The following is a 22,204-nucleotide window of genomic DNA, read 5'->3' as shown; positions in this document are numbered from 1 at the left end:
AAATGTGCTATACTGTATACGAATTATAACAAAGGAGTATGCTTATGAATCTGAATTTTACCCAGCTTGCCGCAATACAGAAAGCAAAGGAAGCAGTTGACCGTTTTCGCAGAAACCACCCGAAGTTTCCGATATTCTTAGATGCTGTAAGCAAAAATGCATTAAAGAACGGCACTTTAATCGAAATCACCGTTACTACACCGGATGGAACACGTTACGAATCCAATCTGAAATTAAATAATGAAGACATGGAATTAGTGGAGATGCTCACATCATTAACAAAGAATATATAAAGGAGCCTGATCATGAGTAATCGCTGCTATAGTTTTGAAGAAACTGAATTAAAGAAATTAGATGTTCAGCTCCTTTATATCACCCAGGCGCGTTATGACCTTGACTGGCATAGTACAGAGCACATCCATCATTTTACAGAATTATTCTATGTGCTTCACGGCAATGGTTATTTTCTCGTAGAAAATGAGAAGTTCCCTGTTGCTGAAAATGACCTGGTCATCGTAAATCCCAACGTCTCTCATACTGAAATGGGCGGTAATGAAGATCCATTGGAATATATTGTACTCGGTATCAGCGGTCTGGTATTTAAAGATGAGATCATGGATACTGCTTACAATTATAGTATGCACAATTTCCACAACTGCAAAGATGATTTTCTATTTTATCTGAAAATGCTTGTAAAAGAGGTAGATGAAAAAGAAGAAGGATTTGAAACGATCTGCCATAACCTGTTGGAATCTCTTGTCCTGAATCTGATACGGCGCACTCACAATAAGATTGCAATTGCGCCTTCCAAAAAAGTCACAAAAGAGTGCCGTTTTGTGGAACAATATATTGATGAGCATTTCACAGAAAATATTACGCTCCAAAAGCTGAGTGAACTGACTTTTCTTAACAAATATTATTTGGTACATTCTTTTAAGGAATATAATGGAACTTCACCGATCAATTACCTGATCAACAAACGAATCAGTGAAGCCAAGCACCTGCTTGAAACAACGAATCACTCTGTTGCAAAAATAGCTTCTGCCGTTGGATTCTCCTCTCAGTCTTATTTTTCACAGGTATTCAAAAGGGAAACAAATATGACGCCAAACGAATGGCGGAAAGCAATGGAAAGGAGCTGATGTTAAATCACCAGCCCCTTTTTTACTTTCAGATATATTTCACACGCACTATTTATATTGTCTGTTATACAGCCACAACAAAACTATCAATCCTGTAAGTCCGGCAAGCATCATAAGCAGTCCTTTCGGTCCGACACTTCTCTGACCAATGACCACCAAGGCGATACATACGATGAATACAGCTATTACAATAATACCAATTAATATCCTCTTTCCCTGTTCGCTCACAGTATCCCCTCCTTATCCTTTTAATCCGCCGACAGTCATTCCCTGTGTCAGCTTCTTCTGTACACACATATACAGAATCAGCGTCGGCAGCATTACGATAACAAGTCCGGCATACATTCTTCCGTATTGTACCGCAGAACGTTGTGCTGCCATCAGGTTCATCAAGCCTACCGGAAGTGTCTTTAGCTCCGGCTTCGTCAGTAATGTCATAGAAATGATGTACTCATTCCAGAATGCCAGGAAGTTGAACAGAATAACGGTAACGATACTCGGTTTTGCCATTGGAATAATGATCTGCACCATAGTACGGAAATATCCCGCTCCATCCACATAAGCTGCTTCTTCATAATCCTTTGCCAGTGTCTTAAAATAACCAGACAGCAGATAGATTGTAAATGGCAAGGCTGTTGCCGCATATACTACAGCCAGGACAAACAAATTATTTAAAAAAACGGTGTGTCCGACTGTCTTATTCAAAAAACGGTCTGCATCCGTCAACATCAGGAAAATCGGAACAACTATGTAATTTACATTGATAAACAAGCCTGCCATAAATAAAACATTCCAGAATTTACTGGATTTAAATTTAAATCTTGCCAATACGTAGGATGCCGGAAGAGCAATGATAATCAGCAGGAAAATAGCGATTACCGTTACAACTACGGAATTTAACATGTATGATGCCATATTCGCACTTTCCCATGCATCGGCAAAGTTCTGTAAATATATTCCCTCAGGCAGTGCCCACGGATTTCTATAAAATTCCGAATTCTCCTTGATGGATGCCATAAACACCCAGAACACCGGTACAATAATTATAACTGACAGGAGGACCAACGGAATGTAAATCAAAATTTTTGCAAATTTGGAAGTCTCACGAATTGCTCCCTTATTCTTTCTCCGCATCTTTCTTCCTCCTTAGAATTCAATCTCTTCACGCTTTGTAACTGCATTCAGAACACCAGCAAGTGCAAACGAAAAGATAAATACAACAGCACCGATTGCCATACCATATCCGTATGATGAGTTGGTATATGCCTCCTGATACATATAACTCAGGAATACATGGGATGCACCGTCTGGTCCTCCATTTGTCATAGCTTTTACAAAGAGGAAACTCATGTTGATTGTACTGATAATAAAGAACGTTAATGTCGTCCTGATATTTGTCCAAATCAAAGGAAGCGTAATGGAAAAGAACTGTTTCACCCTTCCCGCACCTTCCAATCCGGCAGATTCATACAGGCTTTCCGGCACATTTGCCATACTTGCCATGTACATAACCATATAGTAACCGATCGCCTGCCAGATCATAGCGATTACAATACTGTAAATAACAAGTTTCTGACTTCCCAGCCAAAGAATTGGGTCTTCTGCCCCTGCCGGACCACGGAATAAATTCAAGAATGAATTCATAAGTCCTTGGTTGGGGTCATAAATCGCTGAGAAAATCGCACTGATCACAACTACCGATAAGATATTCGGGATATAGAATATGATACGGAAAAAATTCTGTCCCTTAATTTTTTCTCTTGTCAGAATTGCCGCAAATACCAGTGCAAATGCAAATGTAAATATCGTTACAATAATAATCAACAATATTGTATTCTGGAATGACTGATAGAACTTGTCACTTTTAAACAATGTCTGGAAGTTCTGTAATCCTACAAATGTTTTATTTGCTGTATATCCACCCCATTTATACATGGACATCCGAAAGACTTCAATTGTCGGATAAATCATAAAGATTACAAACAAAATTGCCGCGGGAGCCAGACAACAGAATATAAATCTCCCTCTTCCTTTATTACTTCCCATTTTTTCATCTCCATTCCTTGAATAAGAAGTATATATACGAACAGCCGGCGAAAGAAAACCGCCGGCCGTTTCGCCATCTGATTATCCACAGACGGATCGTTTATTTATACCTTATCGTACGCAGCACGCCCATGCAGAGCATTAAGCTGCGGGATGCCCGAATGGGTATACTTATTCTTTTAATGCTCCACGGAATGCGTCGCTTGCTTCTGCAAATTCTTTAACCCACTGTTCCTGTGTCTTGTCTCCTGTTACCAGAGAGTTGACCGGATCAAAGAATGCGCCTCTTGTTGTCAGACCCTCAACTGGTTCTGTTGTTGCGAAAGCATCCAAAACTGCAACTGCACCTGTATCATAAATCTGATAATATGTTACAGCATCACCAGACAGCTTGTCTGTCATACCTGCTATCGGCTGCACTGCTCCGCCTTCTGTTGCGAAGATTTCTGCTGCCTCATCAGAATACAGATAAGCGATAAATTCTTTACCAAGATCCACATTAACTGCTTCTTTCGGCATCCATACCTGCTCAAAGAAAGAGTAAGATGCTCTCTCTCCGCCTTCCTCAACTGCCGGAAGTGCTGTGAATCCCCACTCAAATCCCTCTGCGCGCGGAGCCTCTGCCATCTCTCCGATTACCCAGTTGCCATTCGGCATAAAGATTGCTTTGTTATCCAGAACTAACTGCTGATTCTTCTGGAAATCATTATCGTTAGCATTTGCTGGTGTTGTCTTCTCTGTATAAGAAGCAAGTTTTGCGATAACGTCAAATACCTGCTGAGCTTCTGGTGTATTCCAGATACCTTCTTCATATTTGAGAGCCTTTGCAAAATTCTCTTCGCCAAGTGCTTCATGAAGCAGTGCATAGAAAAATGCATCAAAGTAACCTGTGGTCGGATATGTGAACAGTGCGATACCCTCTGCCTTTGCCTTGTCGCCCAGTTCCCACATCTCGTCCCATGTCTCTGGAACTTCCCAGCCTTTTTCTTTCAGCAATGCTGCATTGTAGAACAGACCGCACGGACCATAGAACATTGGCATCAGATATGTCTTACCGTCTCCGTAAGGATTCACGATTGTATTCTCTGTAAATCCAGGAAGAATCTTATCTCCAACTTTTACATCTTCACCAGGTACTGTCATATCTAAAACATCTGTCAATTCTGTCAGGTTATTATCTTTGACAAAAGTCTCTGTCAGTGCTTTTTCTCCACCCACTGCACGCAAGATAACGTCTGGGAAATTCCCCGCCTTCATATCAGGATCAATTACGTCTTCCAGTTTCTTATCAATTGTCAGTTCCACTGTTACACCATCGTGTGATGCTTCAAATGCCTCACAAACCTTCTCCCACATAGAAGCACCATAAGCAGTTTCTACTGCTGCAACTTTCAGCGTACTGCCGCCGTCACTTTTTGCTTCTTCCTTGCTGTCTCCGCCGTCACTGCTTCCACCATCGCCGCTTCCGCCGCAAGCCACAAGACTAAGTACCATCGTTCCTGCAAGAAGCAGGCCAAGTGCCTTTTTCATTTTCATATCTTTTCCTCCTTTTCCAAAAACAAGTTTCCACCCTTATTTGGTTTAATTCAAGGATATACCACATCCTCTATCTTTTGCAAGAATTATTTTGCGTTCTTTTTTAGATATCTTGCGCTCATATTTATTGTTTTGAATTTCTATAAAACAAACCGTTAATATTTTCCACTTTTCTTTCAATTTTATACACTTTTCACATTTTTACAAAAGACGACATATATTTTTTATTCAAAATATATTAAAATATTTTTTTACTTTTATCATATAAAATATTTTTCAAATTTGATAAAATTTGTAAAAAAATCTTGCGGATATTTTTCTCCGCAAGATTTCTAAAAGTGAATCTTCTTTTTCTGTTTTAATCCAGCATTCCTTTCAGTACTGCTTTTGGCAATGCGCCGATTTCCTTTTTTGTAAGCTCACCATTTTTAAACACTGCAAATGTAGGAATTGTCATTACTCCATACTTCTGTGCAATTGTCATCTGTTCGTCAATGTTAATCTTACACACCTTTGCATTACTTACTTCACCTGCAACCTCTTCCACAACCGGTCCCATCATCTGGCACGGTCCGCACCAGTCTGCATAAAAATCTACCAGTACCGGCTGTTCTGCCTTCAATACTTCCTGCTCAAAATTCTCTGTTGTCAATTTTACTACTGCCATTTTCATCCTCCTTGATTTAAACCATATACTCAAACTTTACTCATCGCTTAGTGTACCGGAGCGTATCATTTCTTTCTTTTTTCAAAGAAAGAATCTATCTCTTTTTTTATCTCCTCAGGCTTTAAATGCTTTAACAGATAGCCAGCCGGGTTAAGCGGCATTACCTCGATCATGCTTCCCGGATCTCTTCTGCCGGTCAGGAAAATAACAGGCAGATCTGCAAACGTATCATCTGAGCGCAGCATTTCCAGTGTCTGTTTTCCATCGCAGACGGGCATTTCATAATCCAGCAGAACCAGATCCGGACGGTTCAGGGTAATGGCACGAATTGCAGCCACACCGGATTCAGCCACAGCTACATCATAGTCTTCATCCAAAAGTCTCTTAGTCCCTTCTCGTATAGTCAGAGAATCATCGACTACCAGTACTTTTAGTTTTCCCTCTTCCTGCTCCTTCAATTCTTGTTCTTCCCGCTTCATAAGATATTTTTCAACCTCTGTCATGGCATTTTCCGCCCCGATAGGAGTCGCGATACCATTTTGAAGCAGATGAGGAGCAAGTGCACAATAGGCAAAGTATCCTTCTCCTGTATTTAGCAGCAGACTGACCTGTAGTTTTTCTTTTTCAAAAGCTTTCTGGAATTCCTCATATGACAGAAAATTTTCTTCCTTCAGTTCATAAGTCTCATCTGTTGAAAAATGCTCCATAACGCGCTCTACAAACTGTCTTGCCGTATATCTTGCGGCATGTGCCATCATAGTGTCCAGTTTATTTGTCTGGATTCCCATAATCTTTCCGACAGTGTTGACCAGCAGCCGTTCCTCAAAGATCAGAAAGACCTCCTGTTGTTTATCATTTTCCTTAGTGTTGTAGAGAAGCCTGTAATATACTCCTTTTCCAAATTTCTCTCCATTATAGGCATCGCTGATCAAATGTGATTCCAGATGGAACATATCAAATATAAGCTGGACGATCACTTTTTTCATAGCCTCAATTTCTTCACTGGGAAGAAGATTTTCCCATTTTCTAAGCGGTTTTCCTGTAATTGCAAGATCTTCTGTCAATGTATGACCGATAAGCCACCCGGCACAAACACCCAGGAAATGATCTACTGCATCTGGAGAATAGCCGGTCTGCTCCAGTTCCTGCTCAAGAACCGGAAGGGTATTGTCCCGGAATCCCTTATGTAGAAGCTTGTGCTGCTCATATCCTTCGTAATTAATAGAATCCATATATGCTTCTTCTTCTGCAAAATGCTTTATCGCATGACCTTTAAAAAACTTGATTCCTTCCTGGCACGCCCATTGGCTGTTTTTTCCTTCCCCTTTGAATTCAAAAATTTTATTAATGATCTTGAATAATCTCTGATGTTCTTTATCGATACTTTCTATCCCGATATTGAACTCATCCCGCCATACAAATTGGGTATCCATTTACAAAATCCTCCTTTGTTACATCTTAGTTCTTATTTTTTGACCGTTTGCCTTTTATCCTCAAACTTTCTGCATAAAAACAGGCAGACTATGCTCACGGATAAAAACATATTTCCGGTCTGTTTTATAAGCCTCTGTCTGTAGTATACCATATCTTTCAATTCTGTCTATGATAAAATCACAAAACATGTTTTTTAAATTTTTGCCAGCTTTCCGGCATCTAATACTTCTATTTTCCCACGGGCCAGTTTCACAAGTCCGTCCATCTGGAACTGCTTCAGCAGACGGGATACTACTTCCCTTGCAGTCCCAAGATCCCTCGCCAGCACATCATGAGTGATCGTCAGCACATCTTCTCCCCCGAGAGCACGGTGTTCCAAAATTGCGCCTGCAAGTCTGGATGCAACATTTGAAAAGACGTATTGATTAAACAGCCACATAATATCCGAAAACTTTTCTGATATCATTTCCAGAGTATAATCCTTTACCGCAGTATTTTCATCATGCACTTTTTTATAGACAAATTTCGGAATAGTGCACACAACTGAGTCTGTCTCAAGCTCCATATCCAGTTCAATATCCATCCCTTTCATCATACAAGCTGCGCTTAAAATGCTTACATCACCCTCTACCAGCCGGAATAGTGTAATCTCTCCGCCATTTGGAGAAGTGATGAACACACGTGCCTGCCCGCTGTATATAATCTGGACACCTGCACACTCTTGCCCGCCATAATGAAGTAAGGTTCCTTTTGGACACACATTTTCCACAACTGACTGCTGCAGTTCATCCTGTTCCTTTTTCGTCAGCTCTTTCCAAAACGGAAAAACCCGTTCCAACTCTAATTTATCATCCATCCTTCAATGCCCCCTGTTTTCTTAATGATGCTGCAATGTAAAAAATTACCTTTACTTATCAATTTTATTACATTATATCAACCCAAAAATAAAAAAACAAGGCAGCCGGCTCCTCGCTCACACGAACCTGCTGCCATTGATAAGTTAAAATTAGAGTAAACAGTAACAATGATCTTATGCCTCATCAATCGCTTTTCCAATGTCATGACGCATATATTTGTTCTCAAACTGCACCCATTCAGTTGCAGCATAGGCATTTGCCCTTGCTTCTTTCAAATCCTTTCCCTTCGCTGTCACACCAAGTACACGGCCGCCGTTGGTCACAATCTGTTCCCCGTCAAACTTGGTTCCGGCATGAAAACAGTAATATCCATCATGCTTCTGGAACTCACCCAGTCCATGGATCGGATATCCCTTTTCATATGCCACTGGATAGCCTTCCGATGCCAGTACCACACAGACTGCGGCATTATCCTCAAATTGCAGGTCGATCTGATCCAGTGTTCCATCAATACATGCCTCTGCCACTTCAATCAGATCATTCTTCATCCGCGGCAATACGACCTGTGCCTCCGGGTCACCAAAGCGTGCGTTATACTCCAGCACCTTCGGACCGTCCGCTGTCAGCATCAGTCCAAAAAATATAATTCCCTTGAATTCTCTGCCTTCTGCTGCCATAGCATCTACCGTTGCCTGATAAATATATTTGCCGCAAAAGTCTTCCACTTCCTTTGTATAGAATGGACTTGGAGAAAATGTTCCCATTCCTCCGGTGTTCAGTCCGGTGTCCCCGTCTCCCGCGCGCTTATGATCCTGTGCAGAAGTCATTGTCTTAATCGTCTTTCCATCCACAAATGATAATACAGACACCTCTCGTCCGGTCATAAACTCTTCGATGACCATTTCGTTTCCCGCACTTCCAAACTTCTTATCCAGCATAATTTCTTTCACGCCGGATTTTGCCTCTTCCAGATTCTTACAAATAAGTACGCCTTTTCCCAGCGCCAGTCCATCTGCTTTCAATACGATCGGAAACTTTGCCGTTTCCAAATAAGCAATTGCCGCTTCCGGGTCTGTAAAATTCTCATATGCAGCCGTGGGAATATTATATTTCTTCATTAAATCCTTGGAAAATGCCTTGGATCCTTCCAGTATTGCCGCATTCTTTCTTGGTCCAAAGGTACGGATTCCTGCTGCTTCCATTTCATCTACAAGACCGCCCACCAGCGGATCATCCATTCCAACGATTACCAGATCGATCTCTGTTTCCTTTGCAAATGCAACCAGTTTGTCAAACTCCATCGCACCGATTGCCACGCATTCCGCATACTCTGCGATTCCGGCATTTCCCGGTGCACAGTACATCTTCTCCACCTTGGGGCTTTTTGCAGCGCTTGACGCAATTGCATGCTCTCTTCCGCCGCTTCCTACTATCAATACTTTCATGGGCGCCTCCCTGTTCTTCTATATATTTCTCTTTTCTTGTACTATTCATTCCTGCCTGTCGTTTCTTACCCGTTCAGTTTCTATCTGTTTTTCTTATCTGCTGTTCAATCAGATATCACTGCTTTTCCATCTACGACACTTACTTTACCGTTTGCGATCAAATCAATCACTTCTGGAAGAATCCTCCACTCTGCCTGCTCCATCACTCTGCGCTGAAGCACTTCTGGGGTATCTCCTTTTTGTACCTCCACTGCTTTCTGTAAAATAATCGGGCCTGTATCAGTTCCCTCATCTACAAAATGCACGGTTGCCCCGACAACCTTCACGCCCCGGTGAAGCGCCGCTTCATGTACTTTCAGGCCATAATACCCTGTTCCGCAAAATGCCGGGATCAGAGACGGATGTATATTGATCATCCGGTTACGGTATTTCACGATCATTGCCGGAGGAATCACTACAAGAAAGCCTGCCAGTACGATCAAGTCCGGTGCATACGCATTAACTTCCTCCAGAAGTTTTTCATTGAACACTTCTCTGGATCTAAAATCCTTCGGGGAAATGCATTTTGCCGGAATATTATGCTTTTTTGCACGCTCCAGCGCATATGCATTTTTGTTGTTGCTGATGACCCCCACAATCTCCGTATTGCGGACCGCGCCATTCTCCACCGCATCTATGATCGCCTGCAGATTGGTGCCGCCGCCGGATACCATAACAACTATTCTTAACATAAAGTAACTCCTTTTTCGCCTGCCTCGATACGTCCTACTACATACGGAGTATCTCCTGCCGCTTGAATCGCCTCCATGGTCTTGTCCACATCCGCCGGATCAACAGCTACAATCATTCCAAGCCCCATGTTGTATGTATTATACATCATCTGTTCCTCAATGCCGCCCGTCTTTGCAAGCAGTCCGAAAATCGGCGGTACCGGATAGCTGTCTTTTTCTACCACTGCATGCATACCGTCGCAGAGCATTCTCGGAATATTCTCGTAAAAACCGCCTCCGGTAATATGACTGCATGCCTTTACAGACACGCCTGCATTCTTAATGCCTTTCAGTGCTTTTACATAAATTCTGGTCGGAGCAAGAAGCGCTTCTCCCAAAGTAGTTCCCAGTTCATCATAATATGTATCCAGTGATTCCTTTGTCATTTCAAACACTTTTCTTACAAGAGAGAATCCATTACTGTGCACCCCTGAAGACGCCATTCCGATCAGCACGTCTCCATCTTTCAGATTCTCACCTGTGATCATATCCTTTTTATCACAGACGCCGACTGCGAATCCTGCCAGATCGTAGTCCTCCTCCGGCATAAGTCCCGGATGCTCTGCTGTCTCGCCGCCGATCAGGGCAGCTTCTGACTGAAGACATCCTTCTGCAACTCCGCTTACGATGGAAGCGATCTTTTCCGGATAGTTCTTTCCACAGGCAATGTAATCCAGAAAGAATAATGGTTCTCCGCCTGCACATGCAATATCATTCACACACATGGCAACTGCGTCGATTCCGATGGTATCATGCTTGTCCATAATCATTGCCAGCTTCACCTTTGTTCCGCAGCCGTCTGTACCAGACAGCAATACAGGCTCTTCCATCTCCTTGATCTTCGCCAGGGAAAACGCGCCGGAAAATCCACCCAGTCCGCCAAGCACTTCCTCACGCATTGTTTTCTTCACATGCTCTTTCATCAGTTCTACTGACTTGTAACCTGCCTCAATATCCACGCCGGATGCTTTGTAATCCATACTCATCTTTTTCTCCTTCTCATAAATATATATAAGTGTACCTTATTTTTATTTTATAAATACGAAAAGGGCCTCTTTAAGAGAGCCCCCATATTCATTAATATGCTTCGTAACCTACTTCATCAAGACGCGCAGCCTTCGCCTGTACCGTCTCTTTCATCTCCTTGCTGTACTCCTTGAGCTGTGCAAGAATACTCTCATCGGAAACTGCCAGAATCTTAAGTGCAACGAGCGCTGCGTTCATACCTCCGTCAATTGCAACAGTTGCAACCGGAACTCCCGGCGGCATCTGCATAATTGAAAATACAGCATCCATACCATCCAGCTTACTTCCAGAAAGTGGAACACCAACTACCGGCATTGGAAATAATGCCGCACACATCCCCGGCAAATGTGCTGCCATTCCTGCACCTGCAATAATAACCTTCACGCCTCTGTCTTCTGCGCCCTTTGCCCACTCAAAGAACACATCTGGCTCGCGGTGCGCGGAAATAATTGTCATTTCATAATCAATTCCAAATTTCTCAAGCATCTTTGCGGCTTTGCTCATCACCTTCAGATCTGAGTCACTGCCCATTACGATTCCTACTCTTGGCATTTAAGTGTCCACCTTTCTCTCCTCTTTTGCTCTTACAGAGTTACATTGTTCGTCCAGAGGTTCATTTAACATCTCTGTTCCCGGAAGCACAAATCTTCCGTTCTTCAATAGTATAATCTGTTTTCCTTCTTTTGTTAATACACTTATTTCTTCTAACTCTTCATAAGGTATGGTTATATCTGTGTGGCACTGGAAATATGCCTTTGACACATCTTTCTTCCGCAAAAGAGAAATTTCGTTGTCTTTTGCTACTATTTCTTTTCCATTTGGATTGTAGACCCCGATATCCTCCGCCCAGCTATAACAAGTATCGCCTACTGCAAAATGTGGTCCCGTCTTCTCCGCGATCAGAATCGGCATCTTATCTTCTATCTGATATTTTCTTGCCGCCACATAAGCAGTTGTGTTCGTTCCGATGGCAAATTCACCAAGTGGAAGCGTCTCATGGTTGTGGAGTACATTATCATAAATATATTTCCGTCCATCAGCTTCATTTTCAAAATTACCGCAGCGGTAATCCTTAATCATACCATCTTGAAACGTAATTTCCAAATTCTTGTACTGCAGCTCATTCAGATATACCCGGCTTACATGAAGAACACCGTTGGTTCCTTCCAGCACTGGAGAAGTAAATACTTCACCTACCGGAATATTCACGTCCGCTACACAGTTCTCAAAAATTGTCTCTTTTTCCGGGTCTTTTAAAGTCCACAGCTTCACTTTCAGATCAGTACGGTTCTCTCCTTTCCCGAGAATGTGAACATATTCTCCCTGATCCAGAGCGTCGATCAACGTCTGCTGTACCTTTTCATAAAGTTTGGCGTCCAGTGTATTGATACGGATCACCTCATCAAAAATCTCCCCATACTGTGCTCCGATTTCCGGGACAGGATATGCGATGATCGTAAACGAACGCTCTTCTCCCTTGATATACTGGTTCGTAATCTGTCCTGATTTACTGTCATATGTCAATACCAGTCCCTGCTGGACCTCATTATAAGACAATGCCTCTTCATGTACATTTGGGGAAAATGGCTTTTCACCAAATGTCTCTATCACAGCCGGTCCCGCAAACTGCGCCGCCTGCTCCTTGTGCTTTTCATATACATTTTTCAGCACATCCAGCTTACGTTCCACATAACGCTTATCCAAAAACAATGCCTGATCCGAACGATGGTCATAATCATATTGTTTATTCGGAATCCCCCCGAAATAACCAATACGAATCTGCTCTTTTCTCGTGATCACACTGGCTGCCGCCCGGTAAATAACCGGTTTCAGACCCATTTTCTCAAAATTAGAAATAGCACGGAGGACAACACGCTCAAACCCCAGACAATAACGAATATTGACAATCGATTTTTTGGACAAATCTTTTCCGGTATTGATAAATCCGATCCGGTATCCTTCTGTATAGACATCCGCCATTTTCTGAATCACTTCTTCTGGCAGACACGCCAAGTGCCTTGCAGTTCCCAATTCATTTTCTGTTATATACTCGCCAAACGCATATAAATACCTCTCATCCTCCAAATCAGCAGTAAGAATCACATTTGCCGCAAACGAACGCTCGGGGTACAACTGCTCTTCTATCCGGTCTGCCAGAAATACATCGCAGTAGTCACTGGCATACCAGTACAAAATCTCCCTGATCGTCTTATACTCTGGAACTTGCTCTTCAAAACAATTGTACACTTCAATCAGCAGTTCATTTAAAATCGTCAGATAATCCATCCTGTTCTCAAAGGCATAAGCAATCCCGCTTCGGAGTTCTGTATAAAGCATACTCAAAACCTGTCCCATCTCTTTTCCGAATACACTGCACGCATACCCCGGAAAGGCGAAACTATTCTCATAGTTCCCCGGCAGAATCCTTTCGTAAAGGCGGCTATTGTACTCTTGCATTTCCTCAAGACCTAGTTCTGCCCAACTCTCATTCTCTACTTTTCTGCGAATAGCTTCCAGCTCCAGCAAAAATGCTGCACATTCCTGGAAATAAGGCTGGTATTCTTCCGATACCGTATTTTCTATTTCAATCTGTTTCATTCGTTCAACAGAAAGTTTATGCCGTTGTACACAAGATTTGTTACGCTCGTCCTGCCATGTTTTATCGTATATTTTATTTTGATGTCCATACTCTGTCATTTAAAAACTCCTCTGAAAAATATTATGATAAGTCCAAGTAAAATTACACTGTTCAGTACTACTCCAATCCGGCAGGTGATATAGTTGCGGTTCCTGTCCCGAAAACCTTTCACCGCCACACGTAAACCGCTTCCAGCCATTACAATAGATATAATTCCAAGACCCCCGACAACACTTATAGTTTTTCCTCTCATTACATATGCAATTAGAATCGAACCTGTAATCATTGTCAGTGACAAAAGTGCCGTCCAGCAAGAAACCATCCCCATGCCGGAATGCTTTATTTTTGTATTTCCGTACTTTCCGGTGGTCTGCTTTTTCAATGCTTTCTCCCGCCCTTTCCTATCACCGTTTTTTCCTCTGAACATTTCGTTTTCTCCTAGTAATTATTCCAAAAACCGCAAATACAATGTATCCAATTACACCACCCAGCGTATTAAGCAGAATATCGTCCACATCAAAACTTCCCACCCTTGTCACAAGCTGGAAAATTTCAACCCCCAGGCACAATCCAAAGCTATAAAGAAATGTTTTCCAGAACCCTCTGTATTTGCTCGCCATTGCAACAAAAAAACCATACGGTACAAAAATCAAAATATTTCCAAACAGATTTGTAAATACCGCGAACATCCCAAGCTCCTCCCGGTAATTTATAAATCGTTTTATTTCCTTAAATAATTCCAGATTATATCGGTATTCTTCAGTTATACCGACACGGCCGTACCACTCTGCAAAACACAAAAAGTAAATCAGAAAAATGATGTACAGCACAAATAATACTTTTCCGAGCGCACGGAATCTCTTTTCTTTCTTTTTACTCAAATTCCTACTCCTTCAAATCAAATACCGGAAAAGCGCCTGTTTTTGCAGGCGCTCATCGATTCCTAATATATAATTTCTCTTCTGTTTTTTAAAAGCCGTGCTCCGTTGATAATTGTAAGCACACCTGCTACAACTCCGGCAACTACCATCACAATTCCAACTGCCAGATTTGCCGCGCCAGAGGATGTCATTGTCTTATATGCCTTTTCCATTTACATAACTCCTTTTTACAAACTTCGCAGATTATTTCACTCCATATTGTTCATAATATGCATCGATTGCCACTTTTAATGTATCATCGATAATAATTTCGCCATTGTATTCCTTGTTATACAGACACTCAACAACATCTTCCATGGTTACGATAGAAGCAGTGTCGAATCCATACAGATCTTTTACTTCATCCAGCGCACATTTCTCGCCGCCTTTGCCGACTTCCATACGATTTAAGGAAACCATCAGACCAACAATTGTCACGTCAGCCGCCCCTTTTACCTTCGGAACAGTCTCTTCCATAGACTTGCCAGATGTGGTCACATCCTCAATCATGATCACACGGTCGCCGTCCTGCAATTTACTTCCGAGAAAACTTCCCTTATCTGCGCCGTGATCCTTCTCTTCCTTACGGTCGCAGCAATAACGTACTTCCTTGCCGTACAGCTCACTGTATGCCATTGCAGTTACAACCGCCAGCGGGATTCCCTTGTAAGCAGGTCCGAACAATACATCAAAATCATCTCCGTATGTATCATGGATTGCCTTTGCGTAATATTCTCCCAGCCTCTTAAGCTGTGAGCCGGTCACATACCCGCCTGCATTCATAAAGAACGGGGATTTTCTTCCGCTCTTCAGTGTAAATTCACCAAACTTCAGTACCTTGCTGTCTACCATAAACTGTATAAATTCCTGTTTATAACCTTCCATTTTCGTCCTCCATCAATCAAGTATTTGCTGCTGTATTTTCTAATAAAATTTCCTGTAAACACAAAATTATATGTGATATTGCTAGAACAATTCTAACATATCTCTGCCTCCATTTCAATTCAAGGCAAAGAAAAAATCACAGGGTTTTAATAATGATATAGGGAACAAAATTTCCTGTACCACTAAAAACGGACAGAAGTCCCTGCCCGTTTCCTACACTTTACTCATATCTCTCGTCAATGACACGTTTGGATTTCTTCTCGCTCCTCGGAAGCAGACCAAGTTCTACCACCTTTACAAGAGGTGTAAATCCAATCCGGCTCTTGACCGTTCCGGCAATTCGTTTCGCCAGATCCATGAAGTCCACGCTTCCGTTTGTCTCCACATAAAGACGCATCGTATCCTTTCCGTCCAAGTGGGAAATGCGGATCTGGTATTCACTGGACACCTCCGGGAACTCCTTCAGCACTTCTTCAATCTGACTTGGGAATACATTGACACCCTTGATCTTCATCATATCATCGCTTCTCCCCATGATTGTATCCAAACGTGGGAATCTGCTTCCGCATGCACATTCTCCAGGAATGATGCGTGAAAGGTCATGGGTACGGTAACGGATCAACGGCGCTCCTTCCTTCACAAGTGTCGTAATCACGACTTCGCCCAATTCTCCGTCTGGAATCGGCTTTAAAGTGACCGGATCAACGATTTCAATGTAAATATAGTCGTCCCAGTAATGCATTCCGGTATCTTCTTTACAACTGATGCCGATTCCCGGACCGTATATTTCTGTCAGTCCGTAGATGTCATACAGTTCGATTCCCAGCTCTTCGGAAATGCGTTTCCGCATCTTCTCTCCCCACCGCTCGGAACCGATGACACCTTTTTTCAAATGTATCTGCTCCTGAATCCCTCTTTTCTCAATTTCTTCTGCAAGCAGCAATGCATAGGAAGAAGTAGAACAAAGTACGGTAGACTTCATATCCATCATCATCTGCAGTTGTTTATCTGTATTTCCCGGTCCCATGGGAATTACCATGGCTCCCAATTTTTCTGCGCCATTCTGGAAGCCAATTCCCGCGGTCCACAGACCATATCCTGGAGTTACCTGAATCCGGTCCATATTGGTGATCCCTGCCATCTCATAGCATCGTTTGAACATAATCGCCCAATCGTCCACATCCTTGGCAGTATAAGGTATAATAACCGGAAGTCCCGTCGTACCTGAAGAGGAATGGATTCGTACGATCTTTTCTTCCGGGGCGGTCATCAATCCGAGGGGATATGCCTCCCGCAAATCATTTTTCTCAGAAAAGGGAAGTTTTTCAAACTCTTCCTGAGAAGAAACACCCGAGATTCCCGCATCTTCCAGCTTCTTCCCGTAAAAGCTTCCTGCTGCCACAAGCGCCAGTATCTGCTTGTTGACTTGTTCTAATTGTGTTGCCGTAATCTGCATTCTATATTCAATCCTTTCCATCTTTCGGTTTCATGATCATTCCTGTTCATTCTTTATGAAAACTTTTCCCGGCAAAATATCTCAGCGCCCGGAAATTCAATTCATGAAATTTCTCCGGAAGCCGTTCCCTGACCGCGCCTTGAATTTCCTCCTCTGTCAACCCAAGCGCTCCGCTCTGGATTGCAGCACCGAGAAGAAGAATATTTAAGACCTTGGCAAAACCAAGTTCCGTACATGCTTTCTCTGTATCTGCAACAAGCAGATTTTCTACCCGTTTCTCCAGATAGGCAGTCATATCTTCCCCGTTATAATCAGTTCCTGAAAGTGTTGCTGTCACCGGCATGATCTCGCGACTGCTGACGATGACTTGCCCTCCCTCTTTCAGATAAGGCAGCATACGCACCGTTTCTCCCGGCTCAAAACCGATGACCAGGTCGGCAGTACCTTTTGCAATCATCGGAGAATGTAAATTCTCACCCAAACGAATATGGCTGAATACACTGCCGCCCCGATGCGCCATCCCAATCGTTTCCGCACTCATAACCGGAATTCCCTTTTTCATAGCTGCGGCAGCGATTAATTTAGAGGCAAGGACAGTTCCCTGTCCGCCCACGCCACATAATACAATGTTCTTATTCATGGCTGCAACCTCCTGTACAATTGTTCTGTACACCATCCACTGTATCTGCCGGCTCTGTTTTTACTTCCTTCCCCGGCATACATTTCACCGGCTCTCGTTTTTGAATCGCACCTGTCGGACAAAGCTGTGCGCAAAGTGTACATCCAGTACAAAGAGAAGCTTCTATACTTACTTTCCCATCCTGTATTACCAATGCCGGACAGCCAAGCTCACAAATACATTTTTTACAATTGATACATTTCTCAGAAGCTACACACATACTGTGCTCCGGCTTTGAAACCGCAATACACGGAGATTTGAAAATAATTGCTTTTACCCCCGGCTCGTCTGCAACACGCTTTACACAATCAACTGCTGCTTTATAATCCAGTGGGTCAACTGTTTCCACCGTTTTCAATCCGATTCCGCAAAGCACTGCTTCGATATTGATCTTCTGCACCACATCTCCCATCATCGTTTTTCCAGTGCCGGGATGCGGCTGATGTCCGGTCATGGCTGTAGTCGAATTATCCAGCACAACCAGCGTCATCTCCGCCTGATTGTAAACTGCATTGACCACTCCGGTTATCGCAGAAGCAAAAAATGTGGAATCTCCTACAAACGCAAAGCATGTCGTATCCGGTTCCATATGTCCCACACCCTGTGCGATTCCCAATCCCGCTCCCATACACAGACAGGTGTCCACCATATCAAGCGGCATGGCATTTCCCAGTGTGTAGCATCCGATGTCACCGCAGAAAATCGTCTTGCGTCCCTTCATTGCCGCCTTCACTGCATAAAATGACGCTCGATGGGGACACCCTGCACAGAGGACAGGCGGACGGATCGGAAGAGCCGGCGCTGGCAAATCTATCTGCTCAACAGCATCTGCCTGCTTAGATTCTGCAAGGAACTCTGTAATATTTTTATGTACACTGTCGCGTGTGTTTTCTCCTGCGTTTGCCACATGTGACGTCAGCTTGCCATATATCTTTACCGGCAAGTGATATTTGCCGCACAGATAAGTCAGCTCCCGCTCCAGAACCGGGTCCAGTTCCTCAATACACAAAACTTCATCCAGTCCGTCTAAAAATTCCAACGCCAGCTTCTCCGGAAACGGATGCGGCGTGGCAACCTTGAAAAGCCTTGTCATCCCCATCTCTTCCAATGTTTCCAGTGCATAGGTGAAGCTGATGCCGGACGCGGCGATTCCCTTCTTTAAAGCCGCGTTTTTCTCATCTGCCAGATAAATCTTATTTTTTGGATAGACAGAAAACGCTTCTGCCAGCTTCACATTTCTCTCTTCTATCTTGATATGATTCTGATAGGACAGACGTGGGAAAATCACCCAGCGGTTAGAATCCTTCACAAAGCCCTCTGCTGTATGTACCGTATATTCTTCTGTATCCTTCACATCAATCGAAGCATAACCGTGACAGACACGTGTCGTCGGACGCAAGAATACAGGAGTTCCGTATTTCTCCGAATATTCAAATGCTTCCTGTACCATTTCGTATGCTTCCTGTGCGGATGTCGGATCAAAACAAGGCAGTTTAGAAAATGTTGCAAAATGTCTTGTGTCCTGTTCGGTCTGGGAAGAGATCGGTCCCGGGTCATCAGCCACAAGAACAACCATCCCTCCCTTAATTCCCACATATTCCAGGCTCATCAGCGGATCAGACGCTACATTCAATCCCACCTGCTTCATGGTGACCATGCTTCTGGCTCCGGTATATGCCGCCCCCGCAGCTACTTCCAGCGCAGCCTTTTCATTGACCGACCATTCCACATAGACATCCTTTGTCCGGCGCTTTGCCACTGTTTCCAGTACCTCTGAGGAAGGCGTGCCAGGATAGCCGGATACCAGATTGACACCCGCAGCTATGGCACCGAGGGCAATCGCCTCATTTCCCATCAAAAACTCCTTATGCATAAACAAATCTCTCCTTTTTGATTTCCTCTGCCGCCCCGCCTATTTTACAATCCCAACCATATCTGCAACACTTTCAAAGCCCTGCCGTTTCATATAAGCTTCGATACCGTCTACAACCTTCATGGTCACTGCCGGGTCATGGAAATTCGCAGTTCCGACAGAGACTGCACTCGCTCCAACTAACAGCATCTCAATTGCATCCTCTGCAGATGCGATTCCACCCATTCCGATAATCGGAATCTGAACTGCATTTGCGGCTTCATATACCATGCGCACCGCAATCGGATGGATTGCCGGGCCGGATACTCCTCCGGTTTTATTTGCCAGAACAAATGCCTTCCGGTTGATATCCACCTTCATTCCGGTCAGCGTATTAATCAGAGAAACCGCATCTGCTCCGCCTGCTTCTACTGCCTTTGCCATCTCGGCAATGCTGGTAACATTCGGACTGAGCTTCATGATTACTGGCTGCTTTGCATATTTCTTCACGGCCTTTGTAATTTCTTCCGCCGCTTTGGGATTCTGTCCGAAAGCGATTCCGCCTTCTTTCACATTCGGACAGGAAATATTAATTTCCAGCATATCCACGTCTTCATCTGCCAGACGCTCTACTACTTCACAATAATCTTCTGTGGATTTACCGCAGACGTTAACGATGATCTTTGTATCATACTGACGCAAAAACGGGATATCCCGTTCACAGAACAAATCGATTCCCGGGTTCTGCAGCCCTACGGCATTCATCATGCCGCCGTAAGTCTCAGCCACACGAGGCGTTGGATTTCCTGCCCATGGGATATTCGCCACACCTTTCGTTGTCACTGCTCCAAGTCTGTTCAAATCTACATAGTCCGCAAATTCCGCACCAGAACCAAACGTACCGGAAGCAACCGTCACCGGGTTATTCCATTCAACACCTGCAATATTTACTTTCATATTCATTACAGCTCCACCTCCGTTGACAAGAATACCGGACCATCCTTGCAGACGCGCTTGTTGTTCACATTACTGTGATGGTCTTTTTCCTTAGACTGGCAGACACATGCCAGGCAAGCGCCAATCCCACATGCCATCCGCTCTTCCATGGAAATATAGCATACAATATCTTTTTCCTCTGCGTACTTCTTGATCGCACGCAGCATCGGAGTCGGTCCGCAGGCATAGATAATATCCGCTTCCAACGCATTTTCCAAAATGGCGTCCATGACATTTCCTGTTGTTCCTACACTGCCGTCCTCTGTAGAAATGTACACCTCTCCGTTGGCTTCAAATTCCTCTTTCAGAAATGTCTCGGCATCCCGGTAACCTATTACAATTTGTTTCTGCTCACAGTCAAGCTGCTTTGCCAGTTCCAGAATCGGCGGCACACCAATTCCGCCGCCCATCAGGAATGCTTTCTTTCCCCTGCCTTCTTCTAAAGGAAATCCATTTCCCAACGGTCCTAATATATCAATCGTATCACCCGCAGTCATTTCGGAAAACTGCTCCGTACCCGTTCTTTCTCCTGTCACACGGTAAACGACGCGGAGCTGCTTTTTCTCTTTATCGATCTCGCAAAGACTGATCGGTCTCGGAAGCAATTTACTTCCATCATTGGTATATATGGAAATGAACTGTCCCGGCACTGCTATCTCTGTAGCCTCTTCTGTCTGAAGCCACATGCTGTATATCCCGTTTGCAAGCTGCTCCTGAGACACTACCACAGCGGTTTCTTTTCTTTTACAAGACATATCTCTGCTCCTTCTATTAAATGTCTGTTCCTGTTTACAGTAACGAATGTTTCTTATATTATCTGCTTTCAAGCGCACTGCGGATATCAGCAGTCATAGCTTCAACAGCCGCTCTGGATGCATCGCCAAAATTCTCTGCTCCGAACTTCGCATATGCTTCCTGTTTGTATGCCGCAATGATTCCACGGGAAGAATTCACGATTGCGCCAAGTCCGTCTTCATTAAAGAAGTGTACAAGGTCTTTACCCTGTCCTCCCTGAGCGCCATATCCCGGCACCAGAATATATGCCTTCGGCATTACTTTACGCAGTACTTTTCCCATTTCCGGATAAGTTGCTCCCACAACTGCTCCGATGTAGCTGTAGGAATCACCCATACACTCTGCTCCCCACTCTGCGACCTTTTCGCCAACCAGTTCATACAGTGGTCGTCCATCGACCAGTCTGTCCTGAAATTCTCCACTGGACGGATTGGATGTCTTTACCAGAATGAACAATCCCTTTTTCTCTTCCTGGCAAACCTTAATAAACGGATTCACTCCATCAGAACCAAGGTATGGATTCACGGTTGCAAAATCTTCATCAAACGGAACATATTCCTTGCTTCCAACCTGTACTTTTCCGAGATGTCCTACTGCATAAGCTGCGGAAGTAGAACCGATATCACCACGCTTAATATCACCGATCACAACCAGGTCTTTGGACTTACAATAATCCACAGTCTTCTTAAATGCCATCAGTCCCGGCACACCAAACTGCTCATACATTGCGATCTGCGGCTTTACTGCCGGAATCAAATCATAAGTCTTGTCCACGATTTCCTTATTGAACTGCCAGATTGCCTCTGCTGCTCCCTCCAGTGTTTCGCCATACTCGGCAAAAGCCTTCTTTTGAATATGCTCCGGCACATAGGAAAGCATCGGATCAAGTCCCACTACGATCGGCGCTCCTGTCTTCTGAATCTTTTCCACAAGTTTGTTGATCATTTGTGTATCCTCCTTGTATTTATATAATTGTTTTACATTCTTTGTGTTCGCGTATATTTTAACATATTCTTATTTTCCAGACAATCCATTTATACCTTCTGTTTGTGTCTGTTTG

The 22,204-nt window shown here is 43.6% G+C and carries 24 protein-coding genes; 2 read left to right on the top strand and 22 right to left on the bottom strand.

The window, feature by feature from the left end; all coding sequences use genetic code 11:
- Positions 1–44: 44 nt before the first annotated feature.
- Both NFS18_RS05530 and NFS18_RS05525 read left to right on the top strand, forming a co-directional pair.
- Positions 45–293: a hypothetical protein gene (locus NFS18_RS05530; RefSeq protein ID WP_251388778.1), complete on the top strand. Its 249-nt coding sequence runs from the start codon at positions 45–47 to the stop codon at positions 291–293.
- Between the two features lie 12 nt (positions 294–305).
- Complete coding sequence (locus tag NFS18_RS05525) at positions 306–1,142, top strand: AraC family transcriptional regulator (protein WP_251388776.1); 837 nt, start codon at positions 306–308, stop codon at positions 1,140–1,142.
- Positions 1,143–1,190: 48 nt separating this feature from the next.
- On the opposite strand, the gene NFS18_RS05520 is transcribed toward NFS18_RS05525, so the two are convergent.
- The 22 genes from NFS18_RS05520 to pyrF form a co-directional block, all read right to left on the bottom strand.
- Positions 1,191–1,370, bottom strand: coding sequence for a DUF6903 family protein (locus tag NFS18_RS05520; RefSeq protein WP_251388774.1), 180 nt, complete (start codon positions 1,368–1,370; stop codon positions 1,191–1,193).
- A 12-nt stretch (positions 1,371–1,382) separates the two neighbouring features.
- The gene (locus NFS18_RS05515; RefSeq protein ID WP_251388772.1) at positions 1,383–2,276 is read right to left on the bottom strand and encodes a carbohydrate ABC transporter permease; all 894 of its coding nucleotides are present in this window, start codon (positions 2,274–2,276) and stop codon (positions 1,383–1,385) included.
- Between the two features lie 12 nt (positions 2,277–2,288).
- Positions 2,289–3,188 carry a carbohydrate ABC transporter permease gene (locus NFS18_RS05510; protein ID WP_251388770.1) on the bottom strand — a complete coding sequence of 300 codons (900 nt, stop codon included), beginning with the start codon at positions 3,186–3,188 and terminating at the stop codon, positions 2,289–2,291.
- Positions 3,189–3,359: 171 nt separating this feature from the next.
- Positions 3,360–4,724, bottom strand: a complete 1,365-nt coding sequence (locus tag NFS18_RS05505; RefSeq protein WP_251388769.1) for a carbohydrate ABC transporter substrate-binding protein — start codon at positions 4,722–4,724, stop codon at positions 3,360–3,362.
- Between the two features lie 358 nt (positions 4,725–5,082).
- Positions 5,083–5,391, bottom strand: coding sequence for a thioredoxin (gene trxA, locus NFS18_RS05500; RefSeq protein WP_251388767.1), 309 nt, complete (start codon positions 5,389–5,391; stop codon positions 5,083–5,085).
- Positions 5,392–5,456: 65 nt separating this feature from the next.
- On the bottom strand, positions 5,457–6,824 hold the full coding sequence (locus NFS18_RS05495; RefSeq protein WP_251388765.1) for a hemerythrin domain-containing protein: 1,368 nt from the start codon (positions 6,822–6,824) through the stop codon (positions 5,457–5,459).
- Positions 6,825–7,018: 194 nt separating this feature from the next.
- Positions 7,019–7,681, bottom strand: a complete 663-nt coding sequence (locus NFS18_RS05490; RefSeq protein ID WP_251388763.1) for a Crp/Fnr family transcriptional regulator — start codon at positions 7,679–7,681, stop codon at positions 7,019–7,021.
- Between the two features lie 174 nt (positions 7,682–7,855).
- The gene (gene purD, locus NFS18_RS05485; RefSeq protein ID WP_251388761.1) at positions 7,856–9,127 is read right to left on the bottom strand and encodes a phosphoribosylamine--glycine ligase; all 1,272 of its coding nucleotides are present in this window, start codon (positions 9,125–9,127) and stop codon (positions 7,856–7,858) included.
- A gap of 104 nt (positions 9,128–9,231) precedes the next feature.
- Positions 9,232–9,858 carry a phosphoribosylglycinamide formyltransferase gene (gene purN, locus NFS18_RS05480; RefSeq protein WP_251388759.1) on the bottom strand — a complete coding sequence of 209 codons (627 nt, stop codon included), beginning with the start codon at positions 9,856–9,858 and terminating at the stop codon, positions 9,232–9,234.
- Positions 9,852–10,877 carry a phosphoribosylformylglycinamidine cyclo-ligase gene (gene purM, locus NFS18_RS05475; RefSeq protein ID WP_251388937.1) on the bottom strand — a complete coding sequence of 342 codons (1,026 nt, stop codon included), beginning with the start codon at positions 10,875–10,877 and terminating at the stop codon, positions 9,852–9,854. The genes purN and purM overlap by 7 nt, the downstream gene beginning before the upstream one ends.
- 97 nt (positions 10,878–10,974) lie before the next feature.
- Positions 10,975–11,475 (bottom strand): 5-(carboxyamino)imidazole ribonucleotide mutase, encoded by a 501-nt coding sequence (gene purE, locus NFS18_RS05470; protein WP_251388757.1) that lies wholly within the window; start codon positions 11,473–11,475, stop codon positions 10,975–10,977.
- Positions 11,476–13,620, bottom strand: a complete 2,145-nt coding sequence (locus NFS18_RS05465) for an aminopeptidase (protein ID WP_331477532.1) — start codon at positions 13,618–13,620, stop codon at positions 11,476–11,478.
- On the bottom strand, positions 13,617–13,988 hold the full coding sequence (locus tag NFS18_RS05460) for a DUF6142 family protein (protein WP_251388755.1): 372 nt from the start codon (positions 13,986–13,988) through the stop codon (positions 13,617–13,619). The genes NFS18_RS05465 and NFS18_RS05460 overlap by 4 nt, the downstream gene beginning before the upstream one ends.
- The gene (locus NFS18_RS05455) at positions 13,966–14,442 is read right to left on the bottom strand and encodes a VanZ family protein (protein WP_251388754.1); all 477 of its coding nucleotides are present in this window, start codon (positions 14,440–14,442) and stop codon (positions 13,966–13,968) included. Before NFS18_RS05455 ends, NFS18_RS05460 begins: the two co-directional genes overlap by 23 nt.
- A 62-nt stretch (positions 14,443–14,504) precedes the next feature.
- Positions 14,505–14,654, bottom strand: coding sequence for a hypothetical protein (locus tag NFS18_RS05450; RefSeq protein WP_251388752.1), 150 nt, complete (start codon positions 14,652–14,654; stop codon positions 14,505–14,507).
- A gap of 31 nt (positions 14,655–14,685) precedes the next feature.
- Complete coding sequence (pyrE, locus tag NFS18_RS05445) at positions 14,686–15,366, bottom strand: orotate phosphoribosyltransferase (protein WP_251388749.1); 681 nt, start codon at positions 15,364–15,366, stop codon at positions 14,686–14,688.
- 220 nt (positions 15,367–15,586) lie between these two features.
- Positions 15,587–16,822 carry a phenylacetate--CoA ligase family protein gene (locus NFS18_RS05440; protein WP_251388933.1) on the bottom strand — a complete coding sequence of 412 codons (1,236 nt, stop codon included), beginning with the start codon at positions 16,820–16,822 and terminating at the stop codon, positions 15,587–15,589.
- Positions 16,823–16,868: 46 nt separating this feature from the next.
- A complete protein-coding gene (locus NFS18_RS05435) occupies positions 16,869–17,462 on the bottom strand; it encodes an indolepyruvate oxidoreductase subunit beta (RefSeq protein WP_251388747.1) in 594 nt (197 codons plus the stop codon).
- Positions 17,455–19,374: an indolepyruvate ferredoxin oxidoreductase subunit alpha gene (iorA, locus tag NFS18_RS05430; RefSeq protein ID WP_251388745.1), complete on the bottom strand. Its 1,920-nt coding sequence runs from the start codon at positions 19,372–19,374 to the stop codon at positions 17,455–17,457. Before iorA ends, NFS18_RS05435 begins: the two co-directional genes overlap by 8 nt.
- A 39-nt stretch (positions 19,375–19,413) precedes the next feature.
- Positions 19,414–20,316: a dihydroorotate dehydrogenase gene (locus tag NFS18_RS05425; protein WP_251388743.1), complete on the bottom strand. Its 903-nt coding sequence runs from the start codon at positions 20,314–20,316 to the stop codon at positions 19,414–19,416.
- Complete coding sequence (locus NFS18_RS05420; RefSeq protein WP_251388741.1) at positions 20,316–21,104, bottom strand: dihydroorotate dehydrogenase electron transfer subunit; 789 nt, start codon at positions 21,102–21,104, stop codon at positions 20,316–20,318. Before NFS18_RS05420 ends, NFS18_RS05425 begins: the two co-directional genes overlap by 1 nt.
- A gap of 58 nt (positions 21,105–21,162) precedes the next feature.
- Positions 21,163–22,089 carry an orotidine-5'-phosphate decarboxylase gene (gene pyrF / locus NFS18_RS05415; RefSeq protein WP_251388739.1) on the bottom strand — a complete coding sequence of 309 codons (927 nt, stop codon included), beginning with the start codon at positions 22,087–22,089 and terminating at the stop codon, positions 21,163–21,165.
- Between the last annotated feature and the right edge of the window lie 115 nt (positions 22,090–22,204).

Origin of the sequence: Mediterraneibacter agrestimuris (genome assembly GCF_943193195.1) — a bacterium.
Lineage (GTDB): Bacteria > Bacillota > Clostridia > Lachnospirales > Lachnospiraceae > Schaedlerella > Schaedlerella agrestimuris.
This window is presented reverse-complemented; position numbering and strand designations above follow the sequence as displayed.

Coding starts and splice junctions, on each gene's coding strand:
- NFS18_RS05425 (WP_251388743.1), bottom strand. CDS start 20,316: ATGAATATGAAAGTAAATATTGCAGGTGTTGAATGGAATAACCCGGTG.
- trxA (WP_251388767.1), bottom strand. CDS start 5,391: ATGGCAGTAGTAAAATTGACAACAGAGAATTTTGAGCAGGAAGTATTG.
- NFS18_RS05490 (WP_251388763.1), bottom strand. CDS start 7,681: ATGGATGATAAATTAGAGTTGGAACGGGTTTTTCCGTTTTGGAAAGAG.
- NFS18_RS05420 (WP_251388741.1), bottom strand. CDS start 21,104: ATGTCTTGTAAAAGAAAAGAAACCGCTGTGGTAGTGTCTCAGGAGCAG.
- NFS18_RS05505 (WP_251388769.1), bottom strand. CDS start 4,724: ATGAAAATGAAAAAGGCACTTGGCCTGCTTCTTGCAGGAACGATGGTA.
- NFS18_RS05450 (WP_251388752.1), bottom strand. CDS start 14,654: ATGGAAAAGGCATATAAGACAATGACATCCTCTGGCGCGGCAAATCTG.
- NFS18_RS05440 (WP_251388933.1), bottom strand. CDS start 16,822: ATGCAGATTACGGCAACACAATTAGAACAAGTCAACAAGCAGATACTG.
- NFS18_RS05530 (WP_251388778.1), top strand. CDS start 45: ATGAATCTGAATTTTACCCAGCTTGCCGCAATACAGAAAGCAAAGGAA.
- iorA (WP_251388745.1), bottom strand. CDS start 19,374: ATGCATAAGGAGTTTTTGATGGGAAATGAGGCGATTGCCCTCGGTGCC.
- NFS18_RS05460 (WP_251388755.1), bottom strand. CDS start 13,988: ATGTTCAGAGGAAAAAACGGTGATAGGAAAGGGCGGGAGAAAGCATTG.
- NFS18_RS05465 (WP_331477532.1), bottom strand. CDS start 13,620: ATGACAGAGTATGGACATCAAAATAAAATATACGATAAAACATGGCAG.
- NFS18_RS05510 (WP_251388770.1), bottom strand. CDS start 3,188: ATGGGAAGTAATAAAGGAAGAGGGAGATTTATATTCTGTTGTCTGGCT.
- pyrE (WP_251388749.1), bottom strand. CDS start 15,366: ATGGAAGGTTATAAACAGGAATTTATACAGTTTATGGTAGACAGCAAG.
- pyrF (WP_251388739.1), bottom strand. CDS start 22,089: ATGATCAACAAACTTGTGGAAAAGATTCAGAAGACAGGAGCGCCGATC.
- purD (WP_251388761.1), bottom strand. CDS start 9,127: ATGAAAGTATTGATAGTAGGAAGCGGCGGAAGAGAGCATGCAATTGCG.
- purN (WP_251388759.1), bottom strand. CDS start 9,858: ATGTTAAGAATAGTTGTTATGGTATCCGGCGGCGGCACCAATCTGCAG.
- purE (WP_251388757.1), bottom strand. CDS start 11,475: ATGCCAAGAGTAGGAATCGTAATGGGCAGTGACTCAGATCTGAAGGTG.
- NFS18_RS05435 (WP_251388747.1), bottom strand. CDS start 17,462: ATGAATAAGAACATTGTATTATGTGGCGTGGGCGGACAGGGAACTGTC.
- NFS18_RS05525 (WP_251388776.1), top strand. CDS start 306: ATGAGTAATCGCTGCTATAGTTTTGAAGAAACTGAATTAAAGAAATTA.
- purM (WP_251388937.1), bottom strand. CDS start 10,877: ATGGATTACAAAGCATCCGGCGTGGATATTGAGGCAGGTTACAAGTCA.
- NFS18_RS05495 (WP_251388765.1), bottom strand. CDS start 6,824: ATGGATACCCAATTTGTATGGCGGGATGAGTTCAATATCGGGATAGAA.
- NFS18_RS05515 (WP_251388772.1), bottom strand. CDS start 2,276: ATGCGGAGAAAGAATAAGGGAGCAATTCGTGAGACTTCCAAATTTGCA.